This is a genomic window from Streptomyces tendae (assembly GCF_008632955.1).
In the GTDB taxonomy this organism is placed as follows: Bacteria; Actinomycetota; Actinomycetes; order Streptomycetales; family Streptomycetaceae; genus Streptomyces.
The window spans coordinates 6,296,146-6,317,308 of sequence record NZ_CP043959.1; the positions used below are offsets into that span (position 1 = coordinate 6,296,146).

13 protein-coding genes, 1 tRNA gene and 1 pseudogene are annotated in these 21,163 nt (G+C 72.9%); 7 read left to right on the forward strand and 8 right to left on the reverse strand.

The features are described from left to right. Positions 1-38: 38 nt before the first annotated feature. From F3L20_RS28800 to F3L20_RS28815, 4 genes are all read right to left on the reverse strand, one after another. Entirely contained in the window at positions 39-818 is a 780-nt protein-coding gene (locus tag F3L20_RS28800) for an HNH endonuclease family protein (RefSeq protein ID WP_431193181.1), read from the reverse strand. 257 nt (positions 819-1,075) lie between these two features. Beyond that, complete coding sequence (gene mfd, locus F3L20_RS28805; protein WP_150156779.1) at positions 1,076-4,609, reverse strand: transcription-repair coupling factor; 3,534 nt, start codon at positions 4,607-4,609, stop codon at positions 1,076-1,078. A 243-nt stretch (positions 4,610-4,852) separates the two neighbouring features. Further along, positions 4,853-7,432 (reverse strand): ABC transporter permease, encoded by a 2,580-nt coding sequence (locus tag F3L20_RS28810; protein ID WP_150156780.1) that lies wholly within the window; start codon positions 7,430-7,432, stop codon positions 4,853-4,855. Continuing rightward, on the reverse strand, positions 7,429-8,217 hold the full coding sequence (locus tag F3L20_RS28815; protein ID WP_150156781.1) for an ABC transporter ATP-binding protein: 789 nt from the start codon (positions 8,215-8,217) through the stop codon (positions 7,429-7,431). Before F3L20_RS28815 ends, F3L20_RS28810 begins: the two co-directional genes overlap by 4 nt. Before the next feature lie 669 nt (positions 8,218-8,886). Between F3L20_RS28815 and F3L20_RS28820 the strand changes: the two genes are divergently transcribed. Together F3L20_RS28820 and F3L20_RS28825 are read left to right on the forward strand one after the other, a co-directional pair. Continuing rightward, the gene (locus tag F3L20_RS28820) at positions 8,887-9,366 is read left to right on the forward strand and encodes a DUF485 domain-containing protein (RefSeq protein WP_150156782.1); all 480 of its coding nucleotides are present in this window, start codon (positions 8,887-8,889) and stop codon (positions 9,364-9,366) included. Next, positions 9,363-10,979, forward strand: a complete 1,617-nt coding sequence (locus F3L20_RS28825) for a cation acetate symporter (protein ID WP_150156783.1) — start codon at positions 9,363-9,365, stop codon at positions 10,977-10,979. Before F3L20_RS28820 ends, F3L20_RS28825 begins: the two co-directional genes overlap by 4 nt. A gap of 16 nt (positions 10,980-10,995) precedes the next feature. Here the strand turns inward: F3L20_RS28825 and F3L20_RS28830 are convergent, their stop codons facing one another. The 3 genes from F3L20_RS28830 to F3L20_RS28840 all read right to left on the reverse strand — a co-directional run bounded on the left by F3L20_RS28830 (position 10,996) and on the right by F3L20_RS28840 (position 15,853). After that, positions 10,996-11,880: a cellulose-binding protein gene (locus F3L20_RS28830; RefSeq protein ID WP_150156784.1), complete on the reverse strand. Its 885-nt coding sequence runs from the start codon at positions 11,878-11,880 to the stop codon at positions 10,996-10,998. A gap of 247 nt (positions 11,881-12,127) precedes the next feature. Next, positions 12,128-14,854, reverse strand: a complete 2,727-nt coding sequence (locus F3L20_RS28835; protein WP_150156785.1) for an SUKH-4 family immunity protein — start codon at positions 14,852-14,854, stop codon at positions 12,128-12,130. Between the two features lie 9 nt (positions 14,855-14,863). Beyond that, positions 14,864-15,853 carry an SMI1/KNR4 family protein gene (locus F3L20_RS28840; protein WP_145826927.1) on the reverse strand — a complete coding sequence of 330 codons (990 nt, stop codon included), beginning with the start codon at positions 15,851-15,853 and terminating at the stop codon, positions 14,864-14,866. Positions 15,854-16,196: 343 nt separating this feature from the next. Here F3L20_RS28840 and F3L20_RS28845 point away from each other — a divergent pair, with 343 nt between their 5' ends. Continuing rightward, positions 16,197-16,724, forward strand: coding sequence for a YwqJ-related putative deaminase (locus F3L20_RS28845; RefSeq protein WP_150156786.1), 528 nt, complete (start codon positions 16,197-16,199; stop codon positions 16,722-16,724). A 44-nt stretch (positions 16,725-16,768) separates the two neighbouring features. Beyond that, positions 16,769-17,263, forward strand: a complete 495-nt coding sequence (locus F3L20_RS28850) for an SUKH-3 domain-containing protein (protein WP_150156787.1) — start codon at positions 16,769-16,771, stop codon at positions 17,261-17,263. Between the two features lie 53 nt (positions 17,264-17,316). Here F3L20_RS28850 and F3L20_RS28855 read toward each other — a convergent pair. Continuing rightward, positions 17,317-18,626 (reverse strand): annotated as a pseudogene (locus tag F3L20_RS28855) (sensor histidine kinase). A gap of 167 nt (positions 18,627-18,793) precedes the next feature. Here F3L20_RS28855 and F3L20_RS28860 point away from each other — a divergent pair. From F3L20_RS28860 to glmU, 3 genes are all read left to right on the forward strand, one after another. Then, a complete protein-coding gene (locus tag F3L20_RS28860) occupies positions 18,794-19,456 on the forward strand; it encodes a hypothetical protein (protein WP_150156788.1) in 663 nt (220 codons plus the stop codon). Positions 19,457-19,462: 6 nt separating this feature from the next. Then, positions 19,463-19,533, forward strand: a tRNA-Gln gene (locus F3L20_RS28865). 120 nt (positions 19,534-19,653) lie between these two features. Beyond that, positions 19,654-21,099, forward strand: a complete 1,446-nt coding sequence (glmU, locus tag F3L20_RS28870) for a bifunctional UDP-N-acetylglucosamine diphosphorylase/glucosamine-1-phosphate N-acetyltransferase GlmU (RefSeq protein ID WP_150156789.1) — start codon at positions 19,654-19,656, stop codon at positions 21,097-21,099. Positions 21,100-21,163 lie beyond the last annotated feature (64 nt).

The following is a 21,163-nucleotide window of genomic DNA, read 5'->3' on the forward strand; positions in this document are numbered from 1 at the left end:
CCGCGCCGCTCGCCGCGGCGGGCGCCGTCAGGCGTCGGTCAGGCGCGGCACTGCTCCCGCATGGCCGCCTTGTCCGCCGTGGTGACCGGCAGTTCGTACTTGTCGGCGACCTGGGCGAAGCGGACCGCGTAGGCGCAGCGGATGCCCTTGGCCGGGGGCAGCCAGGACGCCGGTCCCGAGTCCCGCTTGGCCGAGTTGGCGCCGCCGTCGACCGGGAGCAGGTTGAGCGGGTCGTTGGCCAGCTGCTCGCGCTTGGACTCGGCCCAGCGGGAGGCGCCCATCTGCCAGCTGTAGGACAGCGGGATCACATGGTCGATCTGCACCTCGGCGGCCTTCTGCTTGCGCCACTCGATGCTCTTGCCGGTGTAGGGGTCGACCAGCGTCAGGGAGACGACGACGCAGTCGGACCCGGAGCGGAAGGTGACCTTCTGACCGTCCCTCTGGAGGATGTCGTTACGGGTGTCGCAGCCGTTCCGCGCCAGCGGCACACCGTCGGCCGTGTCCATCCACGCGTAGCCGTACTCGTCGCGGTCGTACCCCGTCTTCGGGCCGCGTCCCTTGGTGGCGACCTTGTCGATGACGGCGGCGGCCGCGGCGCGCTCCTTCGCGTCGGTCAAGGGGGCGAGGCCGGGGCGGGTGCCGTCGGGGTTGTCCAGCGGGCTGACGGCGTGTCCGTCGGGGGCCGCCCCTCCGCTGCCGCCGGCGGCCGGGACGTCGACCTCCGGTATCGACTCGCATCCCGCGAGGAGGACCACGGCGACGGCCGCCGCCCCTCCCGTACGCCGCACCCTGCTGCCCCACCCCATGTGTCGCGTCACCGCGCCCCTCCCTTGTTCCGCTGTAACCCTGCCCCGCCAGGAGCGTTCGATACGGGACCTCACCGTAACGAGCGACCGGTCCAGGCCGTGGAGGCGGCCGTCGCCGAGCTCGGTCACGTCCCCCACACCACAGCGGACCCCACGTGCACACGTCCGTCAGGGCCGTCCATGACCGCCGGATGCGGCGTGGACGGCCCTGCGTGCTCCGGCGGTGCGCGCTACGGCCGCAGGTCAGGACGCCCTGACGAGCGGCGCGGTCAGGACCCCAGCACCGAGGTCAGGAACTCTCCGACCCAGCCCAGCAGGTCCCGTCCGACGAGCGGCTTCCCGCCCACCTTCGCGGTCTTCGGACGCGGCACCAGCACCTGGCGGGCGTTGGCCTTGACGAGCGTGCCCGGGTACAGGCGCTTCAGCCGCAGCTCCTGCGACTCGCGCAGCTCCACCGGCGCGAACCGGATGTTGTTGCCCTGCAGGACGATCTCGCCCACCGCGCAGGCCCGGGCGAGCATCCTCAGGCCCGCCACCAGCAGCAGGTTCTCCACCGGCTCCGGCAGCTTGCCGTAGCGGTCGACGAGCTCCTCGCGGACGGCCTTGATGTCCTCCTCGGAGTTCGCGGAGGCGATGGCCCGGTACGCCTGGAGGCGCAGCCGCTCGCCGGGCGCGTAGTCGTGCGGGACGTGCGCGTCGACCGGCAGCTCGATCTTCACCTCGAGCGGCGGCTCCTCCTCGATCTCGCCGGTCTCCAGCTGGCGCCGGTAGTCCGCGACGGCCTCGCCGACCATGCGGACGTACAGGTCGAAGCCGACGCCCGCGATGTGACCGGACTGCTCGCCGCCGAGCAGGTTGCCCGCGCCGCGGATCTCCAGGTCCTTCATCGCCACGTACATGCCGGCGCCCATCTCGGTGTGCTGGGCGATGGTCGCCAGCCGCTCGTGGGCGGTCTCCGTCAGCGGCTTCTCCGGCGGGTACAGGAAGTACGCGTACCCGCGCTCACGGCCGCGGCCGACCCGGCCGCGCAGCTGGTGCAGCTGGCTGAGGCCGAAGTTGTCGCCGCGCTCCACGATGAGGGTGTTGGCGTTGGAGATGTCGATGCCGGACTCGACGATCGTCGTCGACACCAGCACGTCGAACTTCTTCTCCCAGAAGTCGACGACGACCTGCTCGAGCGCCTGCTCCGACATCTGTCCGTGGGCGGTCGCGATGCGCGCCTCGGGCACGATCTCGCGCAGCCTCGCCGCCGCCCGGTCGATGGACTCGACCCGGTTGTGGATGTAGAAGACCTGGCCCTCGCGCAGCAGCTCACGGCGGATGGCGGCGCCGATCTGCTTCTGCTCGTAGGGGCCGACGAAGGTGAGCACCGGGTGGCGCTCCTCCGGCGGGGTGGTGATCGTCGACATCTCGCGAATGCCGGTGACCGCCATCTCCAGGGTGCGCGGGATGGGGGTGGCGGACATGGTCAGCACGTCGACGTTGGCGCGCAGCTTCTTCAGCTGCTCCTTGTGCTCGACGCCGAACCGCTGCTCCTCGTCGACGACGACCAGGCCCAGGTCCTTGAACTTGGTCTCGGAGGAGAACAGCCGGTGGGTGCCGATGACGACGTCCACCGAGCCTTCCCGCAGGCCCTCCAGGACCGCCTTGGCCTCGGTGTCGGTCTGGAAGCGGGAGAGCGCCTTCACGGTCACCGGGAACTGCGCGTACCGCTCGCTGAACGTGCCGAAGTGCTGCTGCACCAGCAGCGTGGTGGGGACGAGCACGGCGACCTGCTTGCCGTCCTGGACGGCCTTGAACGCGGCCCGCACCGCGATCTCCGTCTTGCCGTAGCCGACGTCGCCGCAGATCAGCCGGTCCATCGGGACCGACTTCTCCATGTCCTCCTTGACCTCGGCGATCGTGGTGAGCTGGTCGGGCGTCTCCGCGTACGGGAAGGCGTCCTCCAGCTCGCGCTGCCAGGGCGTGTCGCCGCCGAAGGCGTGCCCGGGGGCGGCCATGCGGGCGCTGTACAGCTTGATCAGGTCGGCGGCGATCTCCTTGACGGCCTTCTTGGCGCGCGCCTTGGTCTTGGTCCAGTCGGCGCCGCCGAGCCGGTGCAGGGTGGGCGCCTCGCCGCCGACGTACTTGGTGATCTGCTCCAGCTGGTCGGTGGGGATGTACAGCCGGTCGCCGGGCTGGCCACGCTTGGCAGGGGCGTACTCCACGACCAGGTACTCGCGGGTGGCGCCCTGCACGGTGCGCTGCACCATCTCGATGTAGCGGCCCACGCCGTGCTGCTCGTGGACGATGTGGTCGCCCGCCTCCAGGGTGAGCGGGTCGATGGTCTTGCGGCGCCGGGCGGGCATCCGGGCGCCCTCACGGCCGGACGCCTTCTGCCCGGTGAGGTCGGTCTCGGTGAGCACGGCGAGCTTGAGCACCGGGTCGACGAAGCCGTGGTCGATGCAGCCGCAGGAGACGTGCACGACGGACGGGGTGAGCTCGCCCAGGTCGCCGTCCAGGCGGGCGGCGATGCCCTCGCCGCCGAGCACCTCGACGGTGCGGGACGCCGGCCCCTGCCCCTCGGTGACGTAGACCGCGCGCCAGCCGTCGGCGAGCCAGCCCTTGGTGTCGGCGAGCGCCCGCGCGGTGTCGCCGCGGTAGGTCTCGGGGGCGTGCATGCCGAGCTTGAGGGTGTCGCCGTCGAGCTCCTCGTCGGCGGCGAACGGCGACACCGTCCACCACATCATGTCCAGCTCGCGGGCCCGGTCCCGGACGTCGGCGAGGGCCCGCAGGGAGGCCGCGCCGACGTCGATGGGCGCCTCGCCCCCGCCGGCGGTGGCCGCCCAGGACGCCTGGAGGAACTCCTGCGAGGTGGCGACCAGGTCGGAGGCGCGCGTGCGCACCCGCTCCGGGTCGCACACCACGGCCATGGCGCCCTTGGGCAGCACGTCCAGCAGCAGTTCCATGTCGTCGACGAGGACCGGGGCGAGGGACTCCATGCCCTCCACGGCGATGCCCTCGGCGATCTTGCCGAGCAGTTCGCCCAGCTCGGGGTGGTCCTCGGCGAGGGCGGCGGCCCGCTCCCGGACCTGGGGCGTCAGCAGCAGCTCGCGGCAGGGCGGGGCCCACAGGCCGTGCTCGGCGACCTCCAGGGAGCGCTGGTCGGCGACCTTGAAATAGCGGATCTCCTCGACGTCGTCGCCCCAGAACTCCACCCGAAGGGGGTGCTCCTCGGTGGGCGGGAACACGTCGAGGATGCCGCCGCGCACGGCGAACTCGCCGCGCTTCTCGACCAGCTCCACGCGCGCGTACGCGGCGGCGGCGAGGGCTTCGACGACCTCGTTCAGATCGGCGCTCTGCCCGCTGCGCAGCGAGACGGGCTCCAGGTCGCCCAGGCCCTTGACCTGCGGCTGGAGCACGGAGCGCACGGGTGCGACGACGACGGAGACCGGGCCGGTCTCGGGGTCGTCGGGTCGCGGGTGGGCCAGGCGCCGCAGCACGGCGAGGCGGCGGCCGACGGTGTCACTGCGGGGGCTGAGCCGCTCGTGCGGGAGCGTCTCCCACGACGGGTACTCCACGACGCCCTCGGGCGGCAGCAGCGAGCGCAGGGCGGCCGCCAGGTCCTCCGCCTCGCGCCCGGTCGCCGTCACGGCCAGCACGGGGCGGCCGGTGTCCCGCGCCAGGGCGGCGACCGCGAAGGGACGGGCCGCGGGCGGGCCGACCAGGTCGACGTGCGTGCGGTTGCCGTCGGTGGCGGCCGTGACCGCTTCCGCGAGGGCGGTGTCCTTGACGACGGCGTCGAGCAGACCGTGCAGGCTCATGCGGGGCGGAATTCCCTTCCGGGGGTGTGCAACACGACGGGCCCGACGCGCGCCGCGGGCCGGGGGTGTCCAGGGTACGTCGCCCCGCCCACGGCCGCCGGGGGCTGTGGACAACCACGAGTACCCGGGTCGGGGCGCGCGCACCGGCGCCGGAAAGTCCTGAGGCGGACTTTCCGGCGCCGGTCTCCCCGCAACCCCCGTGTGCGGTGGCCGGGTGACCGCCGTGTCCGGCGGCCGGGGCTCCTATTCGGTGGCGATGGCGTTGAGGACGTTCATCCGGCCGGCCCGGAAGGCCGGGACCAGCGCGGCGAACAGGCCGACGAAGGCCGACCCGACGAACACGCCGGCGATCGTGGGCCACGGGACGTCGAGGACCTTCAGGCCCTCCAGGGCGAGCAGCTGCTGCGCGGTGGCGCCCCAGCCCAGGCCCAGTCCGAGACCGAGCAGGGCACCGAAGAGGGCGATCACGACGGACTCCATGCGGATCATGCGGCGCAGCTGGCGGCGCGAGAGGCCGATGGCCCGCATCAGGCCGATCTCCCGGGTGCGCTCCACCACCGACAGGGCCAGGGTGTTCACCACGCCGAGGACCGCGACGACGATCGCCAGGGCGAGCAGGCCGTAGACCATGTTCAGCAGCTGGCCGATCTGGTCCTGCAAGGCCTCCTTGTAGTCGGTCTGGTCGCGCACCTGGTACTGCGGGAAGCCGTCCAGCGACTTCTTGAGCGCCGCGTACGCGGCGTCCTTGTGCCCGTCCTCGGCCGAGACGAAGACCAGCTGGTCCAGCGGCATCCTGTCCGCCGGGACGTACCTGGCGAGGGTGTCGATGGACGTGTACATCGCGCCCGCGTCGACCACGCCCTCGCTGCTGGTGATGGCGCGGACCGTCAGGGAGCCGGCCGTGCCGTCCTTGAAGGCGACCTGGATCTTCGAGCCGAGGGTGACGTCGTGGTCCTTGGCGAAGTCCTCGTGGACGGACATCGAGCCGGGCAGGTAGGCGTCCTCGAGCTGGCCGGCGACGGTCTCGACCCGCAGGTCGGTGGCGTACGTCGGGTCGGCGGCGGTGATCGCGGTGTCGTCGCTGGTCTTCCCGTCGGGCGTGGTGAAGTCGGCCTGGGTCCACTTGTACTCGGTGACCCGGTCCACGCCCGGTGTCGACCGCACGGCCTCGACGGCCTCCGGGGTGACCAGCTGCCCCTGGTCGTTCTGGATGATGAAGTCCGTGCCGACCGCCTTGTCGAGTTCCTCGCCGGCCGAGGCGACCATGGAGGAGCCGACCACGGACAGGCACGCCACCAGCGCGAGCCCGATCATCAGCGCGGCTCCGGTGGCACCGGTGCGGCGCGGGTTGCGCAGGGCGTTGCGTTCGGCCATGCGGCCCACGGGGCCGAAGGCTCGCAGCAGGACCGCGCCGAGGACCCGGACCACGCCGCTCGCGAGCACGGGTCCGACGACGACGAAGCCGATGAGGGACAGCACCACGCCCAGGCCCAGCCAGAGCGAGCCCTCGGTGGCCTTGTCCGCGCTGCCCGCCAGGTAGAGGGCGTAGCCGCCGGCGCCGGTGAGGACCAGACCGATCAGGCTCCGGATGCGGCCGGCCTTGGCGTCGGCCGGGGTGCCGGCGTCGCGCAGCGCGGCCATCGGGGAGATCTTCCCGGCCCGCCGGGCGGGCAGGTAGGCGGCGAGGACGGTGACGACCACGCCGAGGAGCAGGCCGAGCGCGGGGGTCGTCCAGGCGATCGTGAGGTCACCGGTGGACAGCTCCATGCCCATGAGACCCATGAGCTTCATCAGGCCGATCGCGAGGCCGATGCCCGCGCCGACGCCGAGGACCGATCCGACGACGCCGAGCAGCAGCGCCTCGATCAGCACGGACCGGTTGACCTGCTTGCGGGAGGAGCCGATGGCCCGCATCAGGCCGATCTCCCGGGTGCGCTGGGCGACCAGCATGGAGAAGGTGTTGATGATCAGGAAGATGCCGACGAGGAAGGCGATCCCGGCGAAGCCGAGCATCGCGTACTTCAGGACGCCCATGAAGTCGCCGACGCTCTCCTTGTTGGCGTCCGCGCTCTCCTTGGCGGTCTGGACCTTGTAGTCGGTGCCGAGCGCGGTCAGGACGTTGCGCTTCAGCTGGTCGTCGCTGACGCCGGCCGCGGCGGTGACGTTGACGTTGGTGTAGACGCCGCTCTCGCCGACCAGGGTCCGCTGGGCGGTCCGCGTGTCCAGGAAGAAGATCGCGGCGCCGGGGTTGGTGACGGTGAAGTCGGCGATGCCGGAGATCTTCGCGGTGTGCGTGCCGAGGGCGCTGATCACGCCGATCTCGTCGCCGAGCGCCAGGTCGTGCTTGTCGGCGGTGTCGGCGTCGACCATGATCTGGTCCGCGCCCTTGGGCGCCGCACCGTCGGTGATCTCCATGGTGCGGGCGTCGTTGCGGTTCCAACTGCCGACGATGGTCGGGCCGCCGCTGGTGGGCGAGAGGCTGTCCTTGTCGCCGTCGACGACGGTCACGGAGGTGGAGAACACCGTGCCCTCGGCGGACTTCACGCCCTCCGCCGCGCGCACCTCGTCGACCACGGCCGCCGGTACCACCGGCGGCTTGCCGTTGCCGGAGGTCGTCTCGCCGCCGTCGGAGGCGTCCTTGGCGCTGACGGTGACGTCCGAGGAGGTCGCCGCGAAGAGCTTGTCGAAGGTGGTGCCCATGGTGTCCGTGAACACCAGCGTCCCGCAGACGAACGCCACCGACAGCAGCACCGCCACCGCGGACAGCGCCATGCGTCCCTTGTGCGCGAGGAAGTTGCGCATCGAGGTCTTGAGGACGGTCATGACGTGCGCCCCCGGGCGTCGAAGTCCTTCATGCGGTCCAGGACCTGCTCGGCGGTGGGCTGGAGCATCTCGTCGACGATGCGGCCGTCGGCGAGGTACAGCACCCGGTCCGCGTAGGAGGCGGCGACGGGGTCGTGGGTGACCATCACGATGGTCTGGCCCAGCTCGTCGACCGAGCGGCGCAGGAAGCCCAGCACCTCGGCACCGGCGCGGGAGTCGAGGTTGCCGGTCGGCTCGTCGCCGAAGATGATCTCCGGCCGGGCGGCCAGGGCCCGCGCCACGGCGACCCGCTGCTGCTGCCCGCCGGAGAGCTGCGTCGGCCGGTGCTTCAGCCGCCCGGCGAGGCCGACGGTCTCCACCACCCGGTCCAGCCACGCCTGGTCGGGCCTGCGACCGGCGATGTCCATGGGCAGCGTGATGTTCTCGAGCGCGTTGAGCGTCGGCAGCAGGTTGAACGCCTGGAAGATGAAGCCGATCCGGTCGCGGCGCAGCCGGGTGAGCTTCTTGTCCTTCAGGCCGGTGATCTCGGTGTCGTCCAGGTAGATCTGACCGCTCGTCACGGTGTCGAGCCCGGCGAGGCAGTGCATCAGCGTGGACTTGCCGGACCCCGAGGGGCCCATGATCGCGGTGAACTGCCCGCGGGCGATGTCCACGTCGACGTGGTCGAGGGCGACGACGCGGGTCTCCCCCGACCCGTACGCCTTCACGACCTGCCGCGCCCGCGCGGCAACGGCCGTAGTCCCTCCAGTACCCCCGTGCCTGGGAATGGTCACAGCCGTTGTCACGGTATGTCTCCTATGTCAGTCGTCACGGCAGAGCGGTGCCCCGGCGGACCGCCCTCGTCCTCGGCGGCCACCTGTGCGTGCTGCTCGGTGTGTGGTGCTCGGTGCGTGCTTGAGTCTCGCGGCCGGGAGGGGTCCGGCGCGCTGGTGTTCAGCGCAGTCTTTCCCTGAGGAAAACCCCACCCCCGGTGCTGTGCTCCGCCACCCCCCGGCGGCGTAAAGCCAGGTTAAGGACAGAGCCGGCCCCGCTGCGTCCTCCGGCGGTACGACCCCTCCCCGAGCCGTAGTACGGAGGTGCCCCTAGGGGCTCTCACCCGTGGGGCGGAGTCCGTCTCGGGGTCGCCTCCTCCCTCCGGTGCGCCCGGACTCCTCCTCGCCGGCGCGCCGGGCGTCCTCCCGCCGACGCGCCCAGGCTTCCCCCTGCCGTCGCGTCAGGGTCAAGCGGACCCCGGCCCCGGGGTGGCCCGGGAACCCCGCGAACGGCGCAAAAGTCTGAGTTAATCCGGGTAACACCCCAGCTCAGGGCCCGTGCCGCCGACGTAAGCGCATACCGGCCGGCCAGTTCGGCCAAACCGTCGCGCAGGCCGCTACGCACGAGTAACGTGCGGGCTCCGCTCCCCACCCCCCTCCCTGCGGTCCCCACCCGGACCCGAACCGCGCAAGGAGCACGGGATGCCCGCCGACCCCTCCCGTACCCCACCACCCCGACGCCCGTACGACCCGCACCCCTCCCCCGGCTCCCCGTACGCCGGCCCTCGCCACGTCTCCCCCGCCCATCGCACCTACCCCTGGCAGCCGCCCGTCCCGCCCCCGCCCGGACCGCACCGGGCGCCCCGGCACGCCCCGCTGGGACACCACAGCGACCTGCGCCGGCTGCGCGGCGCCTACCGGTGGCAGCGCCGCACCGCCACCCTCACCGCGCTCGGCTACTTCGTCCTCTTCCTCGTGCTGTCGGCGTTCGCGCCGTCCTTCATGACCGGCACCGTCACCGACGGCGTCCCCACCGGCCTCCTGCTCGCCCTGCTCCAGGTCCCCGTCACCTGGCTGGCCGTCGCCCTGTACGAGGGGACCGCGCGGCGCCGCGTCGACCCGCTCGCCGACCTGATCCGCCGCCAGGCGGCCGTCGACGCACGGCGGGAGGCGACGCGATGAGCCCGCGGTTCGGGGAGTCCGCGCAGACCATGTCCCTGGTGGGCTTCTCCGCCGTCGCCACGATCACCCTGCTGCTGTGCGTGATGACCGGCCCCGACCGGGACGACCTCGACGAGTTCTACACCGGCTACGGCTCCCTCTCCCCCCTGCGCAACGGCCTGGCCATCGCCGGGGACTACATCTCCGCGGCGACCGTCCTGGGCACCGGCGGTGTCATCGCGCTGTTCGGCCACGACGGGATCGTGCTCGCCCTGAGCACCGCCCTGTCCCTGATGCTGCTGATGTTCCTGCTGGCCGAACCCCTGCGCAACGCGGGCCGGTTCACCATGGGCGACGCGCTGGCCCGCCGCATGCCGGGCGGTCGCGCGGTCCGCGTCACCGCCAGCGTCGTCACCCTCGCCGCGCTGCTGCCGCTGATGCTGGTGCAACTCGCCGGCACCGGACAGCTCATGGGGTTCATCCTGGGGTTCTCCGGGGAGTCCCTGCAGACCGGCTGCATCGTCGGCGTGGGCGCGCTGATGATCAGCTACGCGGCCATCGGCGGCATGAAGGGCACCGCCCTCATCCAGATCCTGAAGATCGTGCTGCTGCTCGGCTCCGGCCTCGTGGTCGCCGCCCTGATCCTGCGCCGCTTCGGCTGGGACCCGGGCGCCCTCTTCGACGCGGCCGCCGCGAACAGCGGAACCGGCGACGCCTTCCTCACCTCCGGACTGCAGTTCGCCGGCGGCGCGAGCCCCGGCATCGACATGATCAGCTCCCACCTCACGGTGGTCCTCGGCGGTGCCTGCCTGCCCCACGTCACCATGCGCATGTACACCGCCTCCAGCGCCCCCCAGGTGCGCCGCTCGATGTCCTGGGCGGTGTCGGGCGTGGCGCTGTTCGTGCTGGTCATCACCGTCGTCGGCTTCGGCGCGACCGCCCTGCTCGGGCGGGCCGCGATCGCTGAGGCGGACCCGCGCGGGAACACCGCCTACCTGCTCGGCTCACGCGCCGTGTTCGGCGCGGAGGTGTCCACCGCGGAGACCGTCCTGTTCACCACGGTCACCACGGCGATCTTCCTCACCGTCCTCGCCTCCGTCGCCGGGATGATCCTCGCCTGCGCCAACTCCCTGGCCCACGACGTCTTCGCGGCCCGCGTCCGCGCGATGTCACCGCGCCGCGAGATGCTGCTGGCGCGGCTGTCCGCCGTGGCCGTCGGCGTCCCCGCGATCCTGCTGGCCACCCTGGTGCAGCACCACAGCCTGCACCCGCTGATCACGCTGTCCTTCTGCCTGGGCGCCTCCGCCATCGCGCCCGCCCTCGTCTACAGCCTCTTCTGGCGCCGCTACACCCGTACGGGCCTGCTCGCGACGCTCATCGGCGGGACCCTCTGCGTCCTGGTGCTGATGCCGGGCACCAACCTGGTCTCCGGCTCGCCCGTCGCCGCCTTCCCCGACGCCGACTTCAACTGGTTCCCCTTCACCACCACCGGCCTGCTCTCCATCCCCGTGGGCTTCCTCTGCGGCTGGCTCGGCACGGTGGCCTCCGGCCGCGCCCGGGCGGAGGAACAGCGCCGCCAGTACGAGGCGGTGGAGGGCTGGATCCTCGCCGGCGCCGTCCGCAGAAGGCCGTGACACCCGCCGCCGGCCGTCACTCCACCGCACGGCCCGTCAGCGCGCTGAGGCTGGCGCACACGTGGTCCATCTGCGTCTGCACGTCCTCCCGCCGGTCGGCGTGCTCGCGCAGCACCCGTTCGGTCTCCCGCTCCACGCCCTCCACGCGGGTGCGCGCCTCGGCGAGCACCTCCGCCGCGCGCTCCCGCGCCTCCTCCGCGCACCGCACGGCCGCCTCCTCCGCGTCGGCGAACACCTGCCGCGCCTCGGCCAGCATCCGCTCGGCGCGCGCCTCCGCCTCCGCGTGCCGGGCCTCCATCTCGGCCGCCCGCGCGGCCTCCTCACGCGCGACCTCGTCCAGCCGTTCCGCCTGCGCGCCGGCCTCCTCGGCGAGCATCCCGGAAGTGCGCTCACGCATCCGGCGCACCTCCGCCAGCGCGCGGGAGCGCCGCTCCTTGACCTCCAGCCGGGCCTCGATGCGGATCTCGTCGGCCACCTCGCGGGCCGCGGCCAGCCGCTCCCGGGCGTACTCGTCGGCGACGGCGCGCAGCGCGGCGGCGTAGGCCCGCGCCGCATCCTCCACCCCGGCGGCGTCGTCGCGCGCCAGGTCCGTCAGGTCCCGCGCGTGCTGCCGCGCGGACTCCCGTACGGCCGTCGCCTCCTCCAGCGCCAGCAGGAACAGCCGTCCGGCGCCGTCCCCGAGCGACTCGTACGTCTGCTCCGGCAGGCTCGCCACCAGCACCCGCAGCCGCTCCAGCTCCTCCTCCATCTCCCGGGCGAGCACGGTGAGGCGCGCCGCCCGTTCCCAGGCGGCGTCCCGGTCGTCCGACAGCGCCTCGACGTACGCGATCACCTGCAAGGGGCGGTACCCGCGCCCCCGTACGATCTCGAATCCCCGTGACGACACCGATGCGCTGCTCACCCTGGAACCCCTTCCACCGACGGACATGAAGCCCAGCACGACGACCGAGCCCGAAATGGGATGAATCGCGCACATCTTGATGGATGACACGGAAGTGTTCATAACGCGACACTCCGCTTGACGGCCCCGAGACACGGAACCGGAGACGGCCGCGGGGCTCACCGGCGGGCGGGCGGACGAAAGCCGGGCCCGGTCGTCGGACGACGACCGGGCCCGGCCACGGGTGTGCTCCCTCAGGGGCGGCGGCTCACAGCAGCCCGTCCCACATCTGCTCCAGCAGCACCGACCACCAGCTCTCCGGCGACCCCAGCGCCGCCGGGTCGAGCGCCGCGAGCTGGGCCTGGAAGTCCACCGTCCAGCGGCCCGCCTGCTCCTGGTTCAGCCCGAACCGCAGCCGCCACATCCGGCCCAGCAGCGCCAGGCACCGCGTGAACTCCGGCAGACCGGTGTTCACGAACTGCGGCGGTACGGCCGTACCGCCCGGACCGGCCTCCACGGGCACCGCGACGATGTTCGCCGTGCCGTACTGCACACAGATCGCCCGGCCGAAGTCGCTGCCCATCACCAGGTACGAGCCCGCGTCCGGCGCCGGCTGCACCGCCCGCTCCGCGGCCAGCTCCGCCAGCGTCGGCACCGGACGGCCCGGCTGGGCCTGCGCCCAGAAGAACGGCCCCATGTCCATCGGCAGACCCGCCGTCACCAGCGTCTGCGCCACGACCGGCGGCACACCCTGCCGGGACACCGCCGCGTGCTCGAACCGGAACACGCCCGGCCCGAACGCGGCGGCCAGCTCCTGCGCGATCGCCTCCGGCGGGATCGGCGGGGCCGGCTGCACCGGCGGGATCGGCGCCCGCACCGGCGCCGGACGCGCCGGCCCGTCCGCCACCTGGTGCAGCTCCCCCTGGTGGGCGAGGAGCTGCCGCATGCCCTGCTGCCGGCTCGCGTGGTCGGTGCCGTAGGGCGCGATGGACGTGATCCGCGCCTGCGGCCACTGCTCGCGGATCATCCGCGCGCAGTACGCGCCCGGCAGCTCGCACGACTCCAGTTCCGTGTGCAGCTCCAGCACCTGGCCGGGCGGCACGTTCATGGCGCGCAGCTCGTGGAAGATCTGCCACTCCGGGTGCGGCGTGCCCGGCGCGGACCGCCGGATCAGCTGCTGCTCGGAGCCGTCCTGCGCTCGGTAGCGCAGCACGGCCTGGTAGCCCGGGCCCACGGTCGGCTGACCGGAGGGCTGCTGCGGATAGCCGTACGCCTGCGGCTGCCCCGGCGCGGGAACACCGGGCGGAGGCGTTCCCGGGGGCATGGCGCCGGGAACCATCGGCGGCGCGCCGCCGGGCACACCGGGCACACCGGGGGGCGCCGGGGGCGGGGGCGCTCCGGGAGCGCCGACCGGGGGCGCGGCCAGCACCGTCTCCGCGTGGTGCACCGGCGGGGCGCCGGGGGCTCCGGGCGGACCGGGAGGCTGCGGAGCGCCGGGCTGACCCGGCTGACCGGGCGGGCCGGGAGGCTGAGGGGCACCCGGGGCGCCCGGCGCACCCGGGGGCGGTCCCGGAGGCGTGGGCGCACCGGCCCCCGGGGCGTTGGGGTCGGCGAGCATCGTCGCGGCGTGGTGCATCCCGCCCGGCGGCGTACCGCCGGGCGTGTTCGGCGCACCGGGCGGCGGCGTCGGGGCACCCGGAGCGGGCGCGCCCGGCGGAGGCGGCGTGGGCGTGCCGGGTCCCTCCGGACCCAGCGACGACACCATCTGCGTGGGCACGTAACCGCCCGCCGGACCCGGCGGGGGCGCGGGGGTGCCGCCCGGGCGGGCGCCCGGCGTCCCCGGAGCGCCCGGGGGCGGCGGGGTCGTCGCGCCCTGACCGCGCCTCGGCGGGGTCGCCTTGCTGGTCGCGGCGTCGGCGATGTCACCCGCGTTCGGCGCGGGCGGCCGCTGCGGCGCACCCGGAACCGCAGGCGGCGGCACGGGAGCGCCCGGCGCGGGACTACCGGGAGCCGGCGTGCCGGGCGCGGGAGCACCGGCCTGGGTGGGCGGAGGCGGCGTGGCCTGCCCCGCACCACCGTCAGGGAGCGCCCGGGCGACCGCCGTCGCCGGGAGCCCGCTGCCGCCCGACATCAGCGTCGTCCGCGCCTCGGGCGTCGCCGGGGCGTCCTCGGCCGGCTCGTTCAGCTGCGGCGCGAACACCGTCTCCGGCAGCGGCACGGAACGGTCCTCACCGGCGTCCGCCGTGGTGTCCGTACCGGCCCACGGCGTGCCCGCGTCCGGGGCGCTCCCGCCGGCCGCCGGCCACGCGGTCCCGCTGCCGTCACCGGACGCGGAACCGCCCGGCACGGAACCGCCCGCACCGGAACCCGACGCCCCGGAACCCGCCGACGCGCCGGCGGGGTCGTGCGCGGAACCGGCGGCGTGCGCGGAGTCGGCGGCATGCGCGGAGTCGGCGGACCCGGCGGTCCGCCCCGCACCCGCCGACGACGAGGCCCAACTGGCGTCCGGAGCCGCCGAAGGCGCCGGCACCGCGGCACCCGCGGACCCGGCCCCCGCCGACCCGCCGTCGGACCCGCCGGCCGTCCCGCCCCCCGACGTCTCCGAACGCCGGTCCGGAATGCCCAGCCGGTCCGCCGCCTCCTGAAGCCACTCCGGCGGACTCAGCAGGAACGACGTCTGGTTCAGATCCACCCGCGCCGCGGGCGCCGGCGGCGGCTCCTCGGCCGCCGACTCGTCCCGCCCGTACTCCTCCTCGTACCGGCGGATCACCTCACCCACCGGCAGCGCCGGCCACAGCGTCGCCTCACCGCTGTCCCGCGCGATCACCAACCGCTGCGCACCACCGTCCGAACGAGGCCCGTCCGCACGGTCCTCCGCCCACACCACGAACCCGAGGTCGAACTCCCGCACCCGCACCTCACGGTGCTGGTACGCCGGCACGTCCCCGTTGACCCACTCCTCCGCGCGCTCCTGCGCCTGCGCGAACGTCACCATCGCTACGACTCACTCCCCCGCGGAAGAAACCGGGACGGCACGCGCGAACCCGCCGTCCACCATCAGATTCGCCACCGTCTCCAACTCCGGAGGAGACCCCGCGAGCCGCGACAGGAACGTGTCGAAGTCCTCACCGCAGGGCAGCAGCAGCCGCTCCACCCGCTCCGCCGGCGGCCAGGACGGATCCACGTCCCGCACGTCGTCGTACGCGCAGAACCACACCGAACCCTGCCGCTCGCCCCTCACCTTCACGGCCAGCAGACCGCCCTGCACGAACGCCACGCACAGGTAGTCCTTCGTCAGATGGTCCCGCAGACACTTGTTCACGTACACGAGGTCGTTCACCGCGGCCTCGTCCCGCACCGTGAAGAACGGCTGGTCCACCAGCAGACCCAGCTCCGCGTCCAGCGCCGTACCCACCGGCGCACAGCCGCCCGCCGCCTTCAGGAACGACCGGTACGCGCCCGGCAGCCGGTACCCGAGGTCCTCCTCGACCCCCAGCACCTGCGACTCCGTCACCGCCACACCCGACTTCGGCAGACCGAAGTGCGCCGGACGCGTCTCCTGCAACGGCCGCGTGCCCCGCTTGCCGTGGTCCACCGACGCCGTCGCCACACCGCCGTGATGCCGCAACAGCGCCTTCACCTCGACCGGCACCAGCTCCACACGGCGCGTACCCGCCACGTGATGCCACGTCCAGCCGTGCGGCGTCGCCACCGCCGGCACCGTGTCCCACAGCTCGTGACCCGTCGCCGCCAGCGCCGCGTTCGCCGACACGTAGTCCGTCAGCCGCAGCTCGTCGACACCGAAACCCTCCGGCGGATCCGCGATCTCCGCGGCCGCGCGCGCGTAGGGCGAGAAATCGGGGTAGCCGCGCTCGTCCACCCGCACCCCTCTCGGGTGACGGGCCGCCCGCACCGGATCCGGGAAGTGCACGACCTGCCCGGCGTAGGCCGCGTTCGGCGGCGCGGCGGTCTGCCCGAGCCGACCTGTCGTCATGGCGGTTGCCCCCTGCGGCACTCTGTACGCCCCGCCCCGGCCCACCGTCGGACCGTCACGGAACGTGTTCGACTGTCACGTCCGTCTGTACTGCTTCTGCCTCCGCGACCCCCCGGCGCCCGCACGCGGAACACCGCCGGATCGCGGTGCCGACAGCCTATGCGGTACGCCTCCGCCGGTCACCGGCACCGGTCACCCACCCCTCCGCTTCCGTGACCGGTCGTCACCCTGCCGTGACAGCCCGCCCCCGCCCTGGCGTGTCGCCCCGCCCCAGCTTCCCCAGCAGCCACCCGATTTGGCACTCTGTGACCACCGGGGGGATGCTCGGGAGGGGATGACGATCATGAACGCGACGCAGACGGGGACGCACACCGGACCAACCGGCCGCCCCCACTCCGGCGACCCCCGCGTCGGCTGGAGCGCCACCGACACCACCCACGCGCCCGCCCTCCTGCACCGCCGCGACGGCATCCTCCCCACCATCGCCGCCGCCCTGTCCGTCCGCGGCGCCACCCTCACCGGCACCGCCGCCCGCGGCGACACACCCCCCGCGCTCCACCCGCTCGTGCAGGACTTCCTCGACACCCTCACCAGCGACCAGCGCGACCGCTTCACCGGGCGCTGCGCCGAAACGATCCTCATCTCCCGGCACATCGCCACCGCCGACGCCGCCCGCAGCAAGCGCGCCGCCCGCAAGCCCATGACCAACGGCGAGGCCCGCAGGGCCCTCAAGCACGCCAAACTCACCACCCGCCGCATCCGCGAGGACGGCGACCCCCTCCACGGCAGCTACGCCGCCCCCTGCCGCGCCTGCACCGCCCTCACCGCCCACTTCGGCGTCCGCACGGTCGACCCCGCCACCGACGGCTGAACCACCCCCCGCACCACCACACGACCTCGACGAACGAAGGGCCGATGCACACCGACCGCACCTCGACCACCAGGTTCGCCGTGCCCGTCGACGCCGCACTGCGCGCCGGCGGCTGGCAGCCCGGACGCTGGGACATCAAACAGGCCGAGGTCTGGGCCGACACCCTCCGCGACCACACCTCGCCCGCCGGACACCGGCACACCGTCTTCCCCGCAGCCGTCGAAGCCTGGGCCGAATTCGGCGGACTCCACATCCGGCCCACCGGACCCGGCCGACAGGTCGCCCCCACCGCACTCCACCTCGACCCGATGCACGGCCTCCACCTCGCCCGCACCCTCGGCGACCTCGGCCGCGCCCTGGACACCGAGGTCTGCCCCCTCGGCGCCGAGACCGACACCCAGGCACTCCTCGCCATCGACGCACAGGGCCGCGTCTACGCCCTCGACCACACCGGCGACTGGTACCTCGGCCCCGACATCGACCACGCCCTCGCCACCCTGGTCTCCGGCATCCAGCCCCAGCGCCTCACCGCGGGCTGACCCCCACCGCGAGCTCCCCCACCCCGGGCCGCCCCCGCCGCAACCACGGCGCCCTACGACGCCGGAATCACCGCCGACACCCGGAAACCCCCGCGTCCGTCGGCCCCGACACGAACACCCCGCCCAGCGCGGACACCCGCTCCCGCATCCCCACCAGACCGTTGCCGCCCGACGGCAGCCCCGCCGACGACCCCGCCCCGACGGCGGCTCGTTCTCCACCTGCATCGCGATCTCCGACACCCGGTGCGCCAGACGCACATACGTCTTCGCACCCGCCGCGTGCTTGTGGACGTTCGTCAACGCCTCCTGCACCACCCGGTACGCCGTCGCCTCCACCTCCGGCGCGTACGACCGGCACTCCCCCTCCACCGACAGATCGACGACCATCCCCGCCGCGGCCGACTGCCCCACCAACTCGTCGATCTCCGACAACGACGGCCCCTCGACCGCCTCCTCCCGCACCACCCGCGACGCGGCCGCCGCGCGGCCACACCCACCGCCGCGAGCGGCACCGACGCCCCTGCGCCCGCGACCGCACGGCGTCCCCGCCCGCACGCAGCACCCCGAGCATCTCCCGCAGCTCCGTCAGCGCCTGCCGGCCCATGTCCCCCACCAGCGCGGCGTTCTTCACCGCCTTCTCCGGGTCCTTACGAGCCACCGCCTGCAACGCCGCCGCGTGCACCACCATCAGACTCACCCGGTGCGCCACCACGTCGTGCATCTCCCGCGCGATCCGGGTCCGCTCCTCACCCCGCGCCCACTCCGCGCGCTCCTCCGCCCGCTCCGCGAGCAGCTGAAGCTCCCGCTCCAGACTGTCCGCCCGCTCCCGCAGACTCTCCATCAGCCGCCGCCGCGCCCCGACGTACAGACCCAGCAGCACCGGCGGAGCCGTCACACCCAGCGCCATCGTCACCGACGCGAACGGCACCAGCCAGTCACCGACGTCCACGTCCCCCCGCGCGATGTCCTGCCGCATCCGCACGAACATCACGATCAGCACACCCACCGACTGCATGCCCGCCAGCGACCCGATGATCCGGCGCGGCAGATCCGACGCGGCCAGCGAATACAGCCCCACGATCCCCAGCAGGAACCCCATCGCCGCCGGCGTCACCGCGATCGCCACCAGCACCACCGCGATCGGCCACCGGCGCCGCACCAGCAGCACCGACCCGGCCGCCAGCCCGAACAGCACCCCCACGGCGACCGGGATGCCCGCCTCCCAGGCGAACGGCACCCCCTCGAACCCGCACTCCAGCGCGGACACCACCGCGAGCCCCACATCGAGCACGGCACTGCGCCGCCGCTCCCACCACCAGGGCCCTCCCCGGGCCGTCACATGGTCTTCCCCCGTCGTGGTCATGCCCCCAGCCTAAAGGCGCCCCCAGCCCCATTTCCGGGGAGTTTTCACCTCGGCGACGGACCACACCGAGTGACCGATCGACCGCGATACGCCCCACAATCCCTCGAACTGCTGAATCGATCACCGTTCGAGGCAGGAACACTCCATTCCGCCCGGACGGTATGCCCATGGCACATCCGACCAGCAAATACGCCGACTTCGAAGGCCTCCGCGACCAGGCAGTCGCCCTGCGCCGCGCAGGCCTCAGCCGACGCCAGATCCGCGACCGCCTCCACGTCGACAACAACGACATCCTCAACCGCCTCCTCCAGGGCGAACCGGCCCCGGAGTGGACCAAACGCCCCAACGCCAAGGACGACCTGCGGGCGGAAGCTCGCGAGCTCCGTCTCAAGGGCTGGACCTACGACCGGATCCAGGTCGAGCTGGGCTGCTCGAAGAGCTCGATCTCCTTGTGGGTACGGGATCTGCCGAGACCGGAGCGGAAGCGGAGCCGTGAGGAGGCGGCGGCCATCGCCCGGCGGGGCTGGGAGGCGAAGCTGCGGCTCCGCGAGGAGGAGCGGCAGCGGACCCGAGCGGCTGCGACGAACGAGATCGGCTCTCCTGCGGGTTGTGCGGTTTCCGCTTCGAGCCCTCGGCCCAGTAGAGGCCCACCCCGAGCAGGAACAGCTCGCGGTCCGTCAGTGACGAACCGGAAGAACACTGGTGACACGTACCGGGGATGCCTCCGCGTGGACGTGAGGAACGGAGCCGACCTGTACCGTCGCATCGAAGGCTGGTGGTACGGCATAGTAGGGGCTGCCACCTCGTCCGATACGCGAAATCGGACATAAGGGTAATCCCGGGTCGTCTAAGGGCAAGACGTCAGATTTTGGCTCTGATCATGGGGGTTCGAGTCCTCCCCCGGGAGCACATCCTCAGTTCGGGTCCTGACCGGTACGGTCAGGACCCGCTCTCATGTCCCCCCGGAAACACCCCGGTATCCTGCGGATGTCCATCCCCCACCTCCAACACAGCCGAAGGGCATCCCGTGAGCGCCAATCGCCCGGCAGCCGTCGTCGTTCTCGCAGCGGGTGAGGGCACCCGTATGAAGTCGGCCACACCGAAGGTCCTGCACGACATCTGTGGCCGTTCCCTGGTGGGCCATGTACTCGCCGCCGCCGGTGAACTGGACCCGGCCAGCCTCGTCGTGGTCGTGGGTCACGCACGCGAGAAGGTGACCGCCCATCTCGCCGAGGTCGCCCCCGAGGCGCGTACCGCCGTGCAGGCGGAGCAGAACGGCACGGGGCACGCCGTGCGGATGGGTCTGGAGGAGCTGGGCGGTTCCGTGGACGGGACCGTGGTGGTGGTGTGCGGTGACACCCCGCTGCTGACCGGTGAGACGCTGCGCCGGCTGTCCGAGACGCACGTGGCGGACGGCAACGCGGTGACGGTGCTGACGGCGGAGATGCCGGACGCGACCGGTTACGGGCGCATCGTGCGGGACGGTTCGGGCGCGGTGACGGCGATCGTGGAGCACAAGGACGCCTCCGACGAGGTGCGGGCGATCCGGGAGATCAACTCGGGTGTGTTCGCGTTCGACGGCGCCCTGTTGGCGGACGCGCTGAAGAAGGTGCGGACGGACAACAGTCAGGGTGAGGAGTACCTGACGGACGTGCTGGGGATCCTGCGCGAGGCGGGACACCGGGTGGGTGCGTCGGTGGCGGGTGACCACCGGGAGATCGCGGGGATCAACAACCGTGTGCAGCTGGCCGAGGCGCGGCGGATCCTGAACGAGCGGCTGCTGACGGCGGCGATGCTGTCGGGCGTGACGGTGGTGGACCCGGCGTCGACGTGGGTGGACGTGACGGTGACGTTCGAGCAGGACGTCGTGGTGCACCCGGGGACGCAGCTGCACGGTGCGACGCATCTGGCGGAGGGTTGCGAGGTGGGTCCGAACACGCGGCTGACGGACACCCGGGTGGGTGCGGGGGCGCGGGTGGACAACACGGTGTCGATGGGTGCCGAGGTGGGTCCGGAGGCGTCGGTGGGTCCGTTCGCGTATCTGCGTCCGGGGACGCGGCTGGCGCGCAAGGGCAAGATCGGTACGTACGTGGAGACGAAGAACGCGTCGATCGGTGAGGGGACGAAGATTCCGCACCTGTCGTACGTGGGGGATGCCACGATCGGCGAGTTCTCGAACATCGGTGCGGCGAGTGTGTTCGTCAATTACGACGGACAGGACAAACATCACACGACGGTCGGGTCGCACTGCCGGACCGGGTCGGACAACATGTTCGTGGCTCCTGTCACGATCGGCGACGGCGCCTACACGGCCGCGGGCTCGGTCATCACGAAGGATGTGCCGCCCGGTTCGCTGGCGGTGGCTCGCGGCCAGCAGCGGAACATCGAGGGCTGGGTGGCGCGCAAGCGTCCCGGGAGTGCTGCCGCGAAGGCCGCGGAGGCGGCGTCGCAGGAGCGGGACGGCGAGGACTGACCGGAGAGCGTTCCGTCCGGGACGGCGTACCGTGATAGGTGCAGATGCGCACCCCCACCAGCTG

What these genes read in the sequence shown, in the direction of transcription:
- F3L20_RS28820 (WP_150156782.1), top strand. Translation starts at nt 8,887, where the DNA reads ATGCCCGCCGACCCCTCCCGTACCCCACCACCCCGACGCCCGTACGAC.
- F3L20_RS28840 (WP_145826927.1), bottom strand. Translation starts at nt 15,853, where the DNA reads ATGACGACAGGTCGGCTCGGGCAGACCGCCGCGCCGCCGAACGCGGCC.
- mfd (WP_150156779.1), bottom strand. Translation starts at nt 4,609, where the DNA reads ATGAGCCTGCACGGTCTGCTCGACGCCGTCGTCAAGGACACCGCCCTC.
- F3L20_RS28825 (WP_150156783.1), top strand. Translation starts at nt 9,363, where the DNA reads ATGAGCCCGCGGTTCGGGGAGTCCGCGCAGACCATGTCCCTGGTGGGC.
- F3L20_RS28850 (WP_150156787.1), top strand. Translation starts at nt 16,769, where the DNA reads ATGCACACCGACCGCACCTCGACCACCAGGTTCGCCGTGCCCGTCGAC.
- F3L20_RS28860 (WP_150156788.1), top strand. Translation starts at nt 18,794, where the DNA reads ATGGCACATCCGACCAGCAAATACGCCGACTTCGAAGGCCTCCGCGAC.
- F3L20_RS28810 (WP_150156780.1), bottom strand. Translation starts at nt 7,432, where the DNA reads ATGACCGTCCTCAAGACCTCGATGCGCAACTTCCTCGCGCACAAGGGA.
- F3L20_RS28835 (WP_150156785.1), bottom strand. Translation starts at nt 14,854, where the DNA reads ATGGTGACGTTCGCGCAGGCGCAGGAGCGCGCGGAGGAGTGGGTCAAC.
- F3L20_RS28845 (WP_150156786.1), top strand. Translation starts at nt 16,197, where the DNA reads ATGAACGCGACGCAGACGGGGACGCACACCGGACCAACCGGCCGCCCC.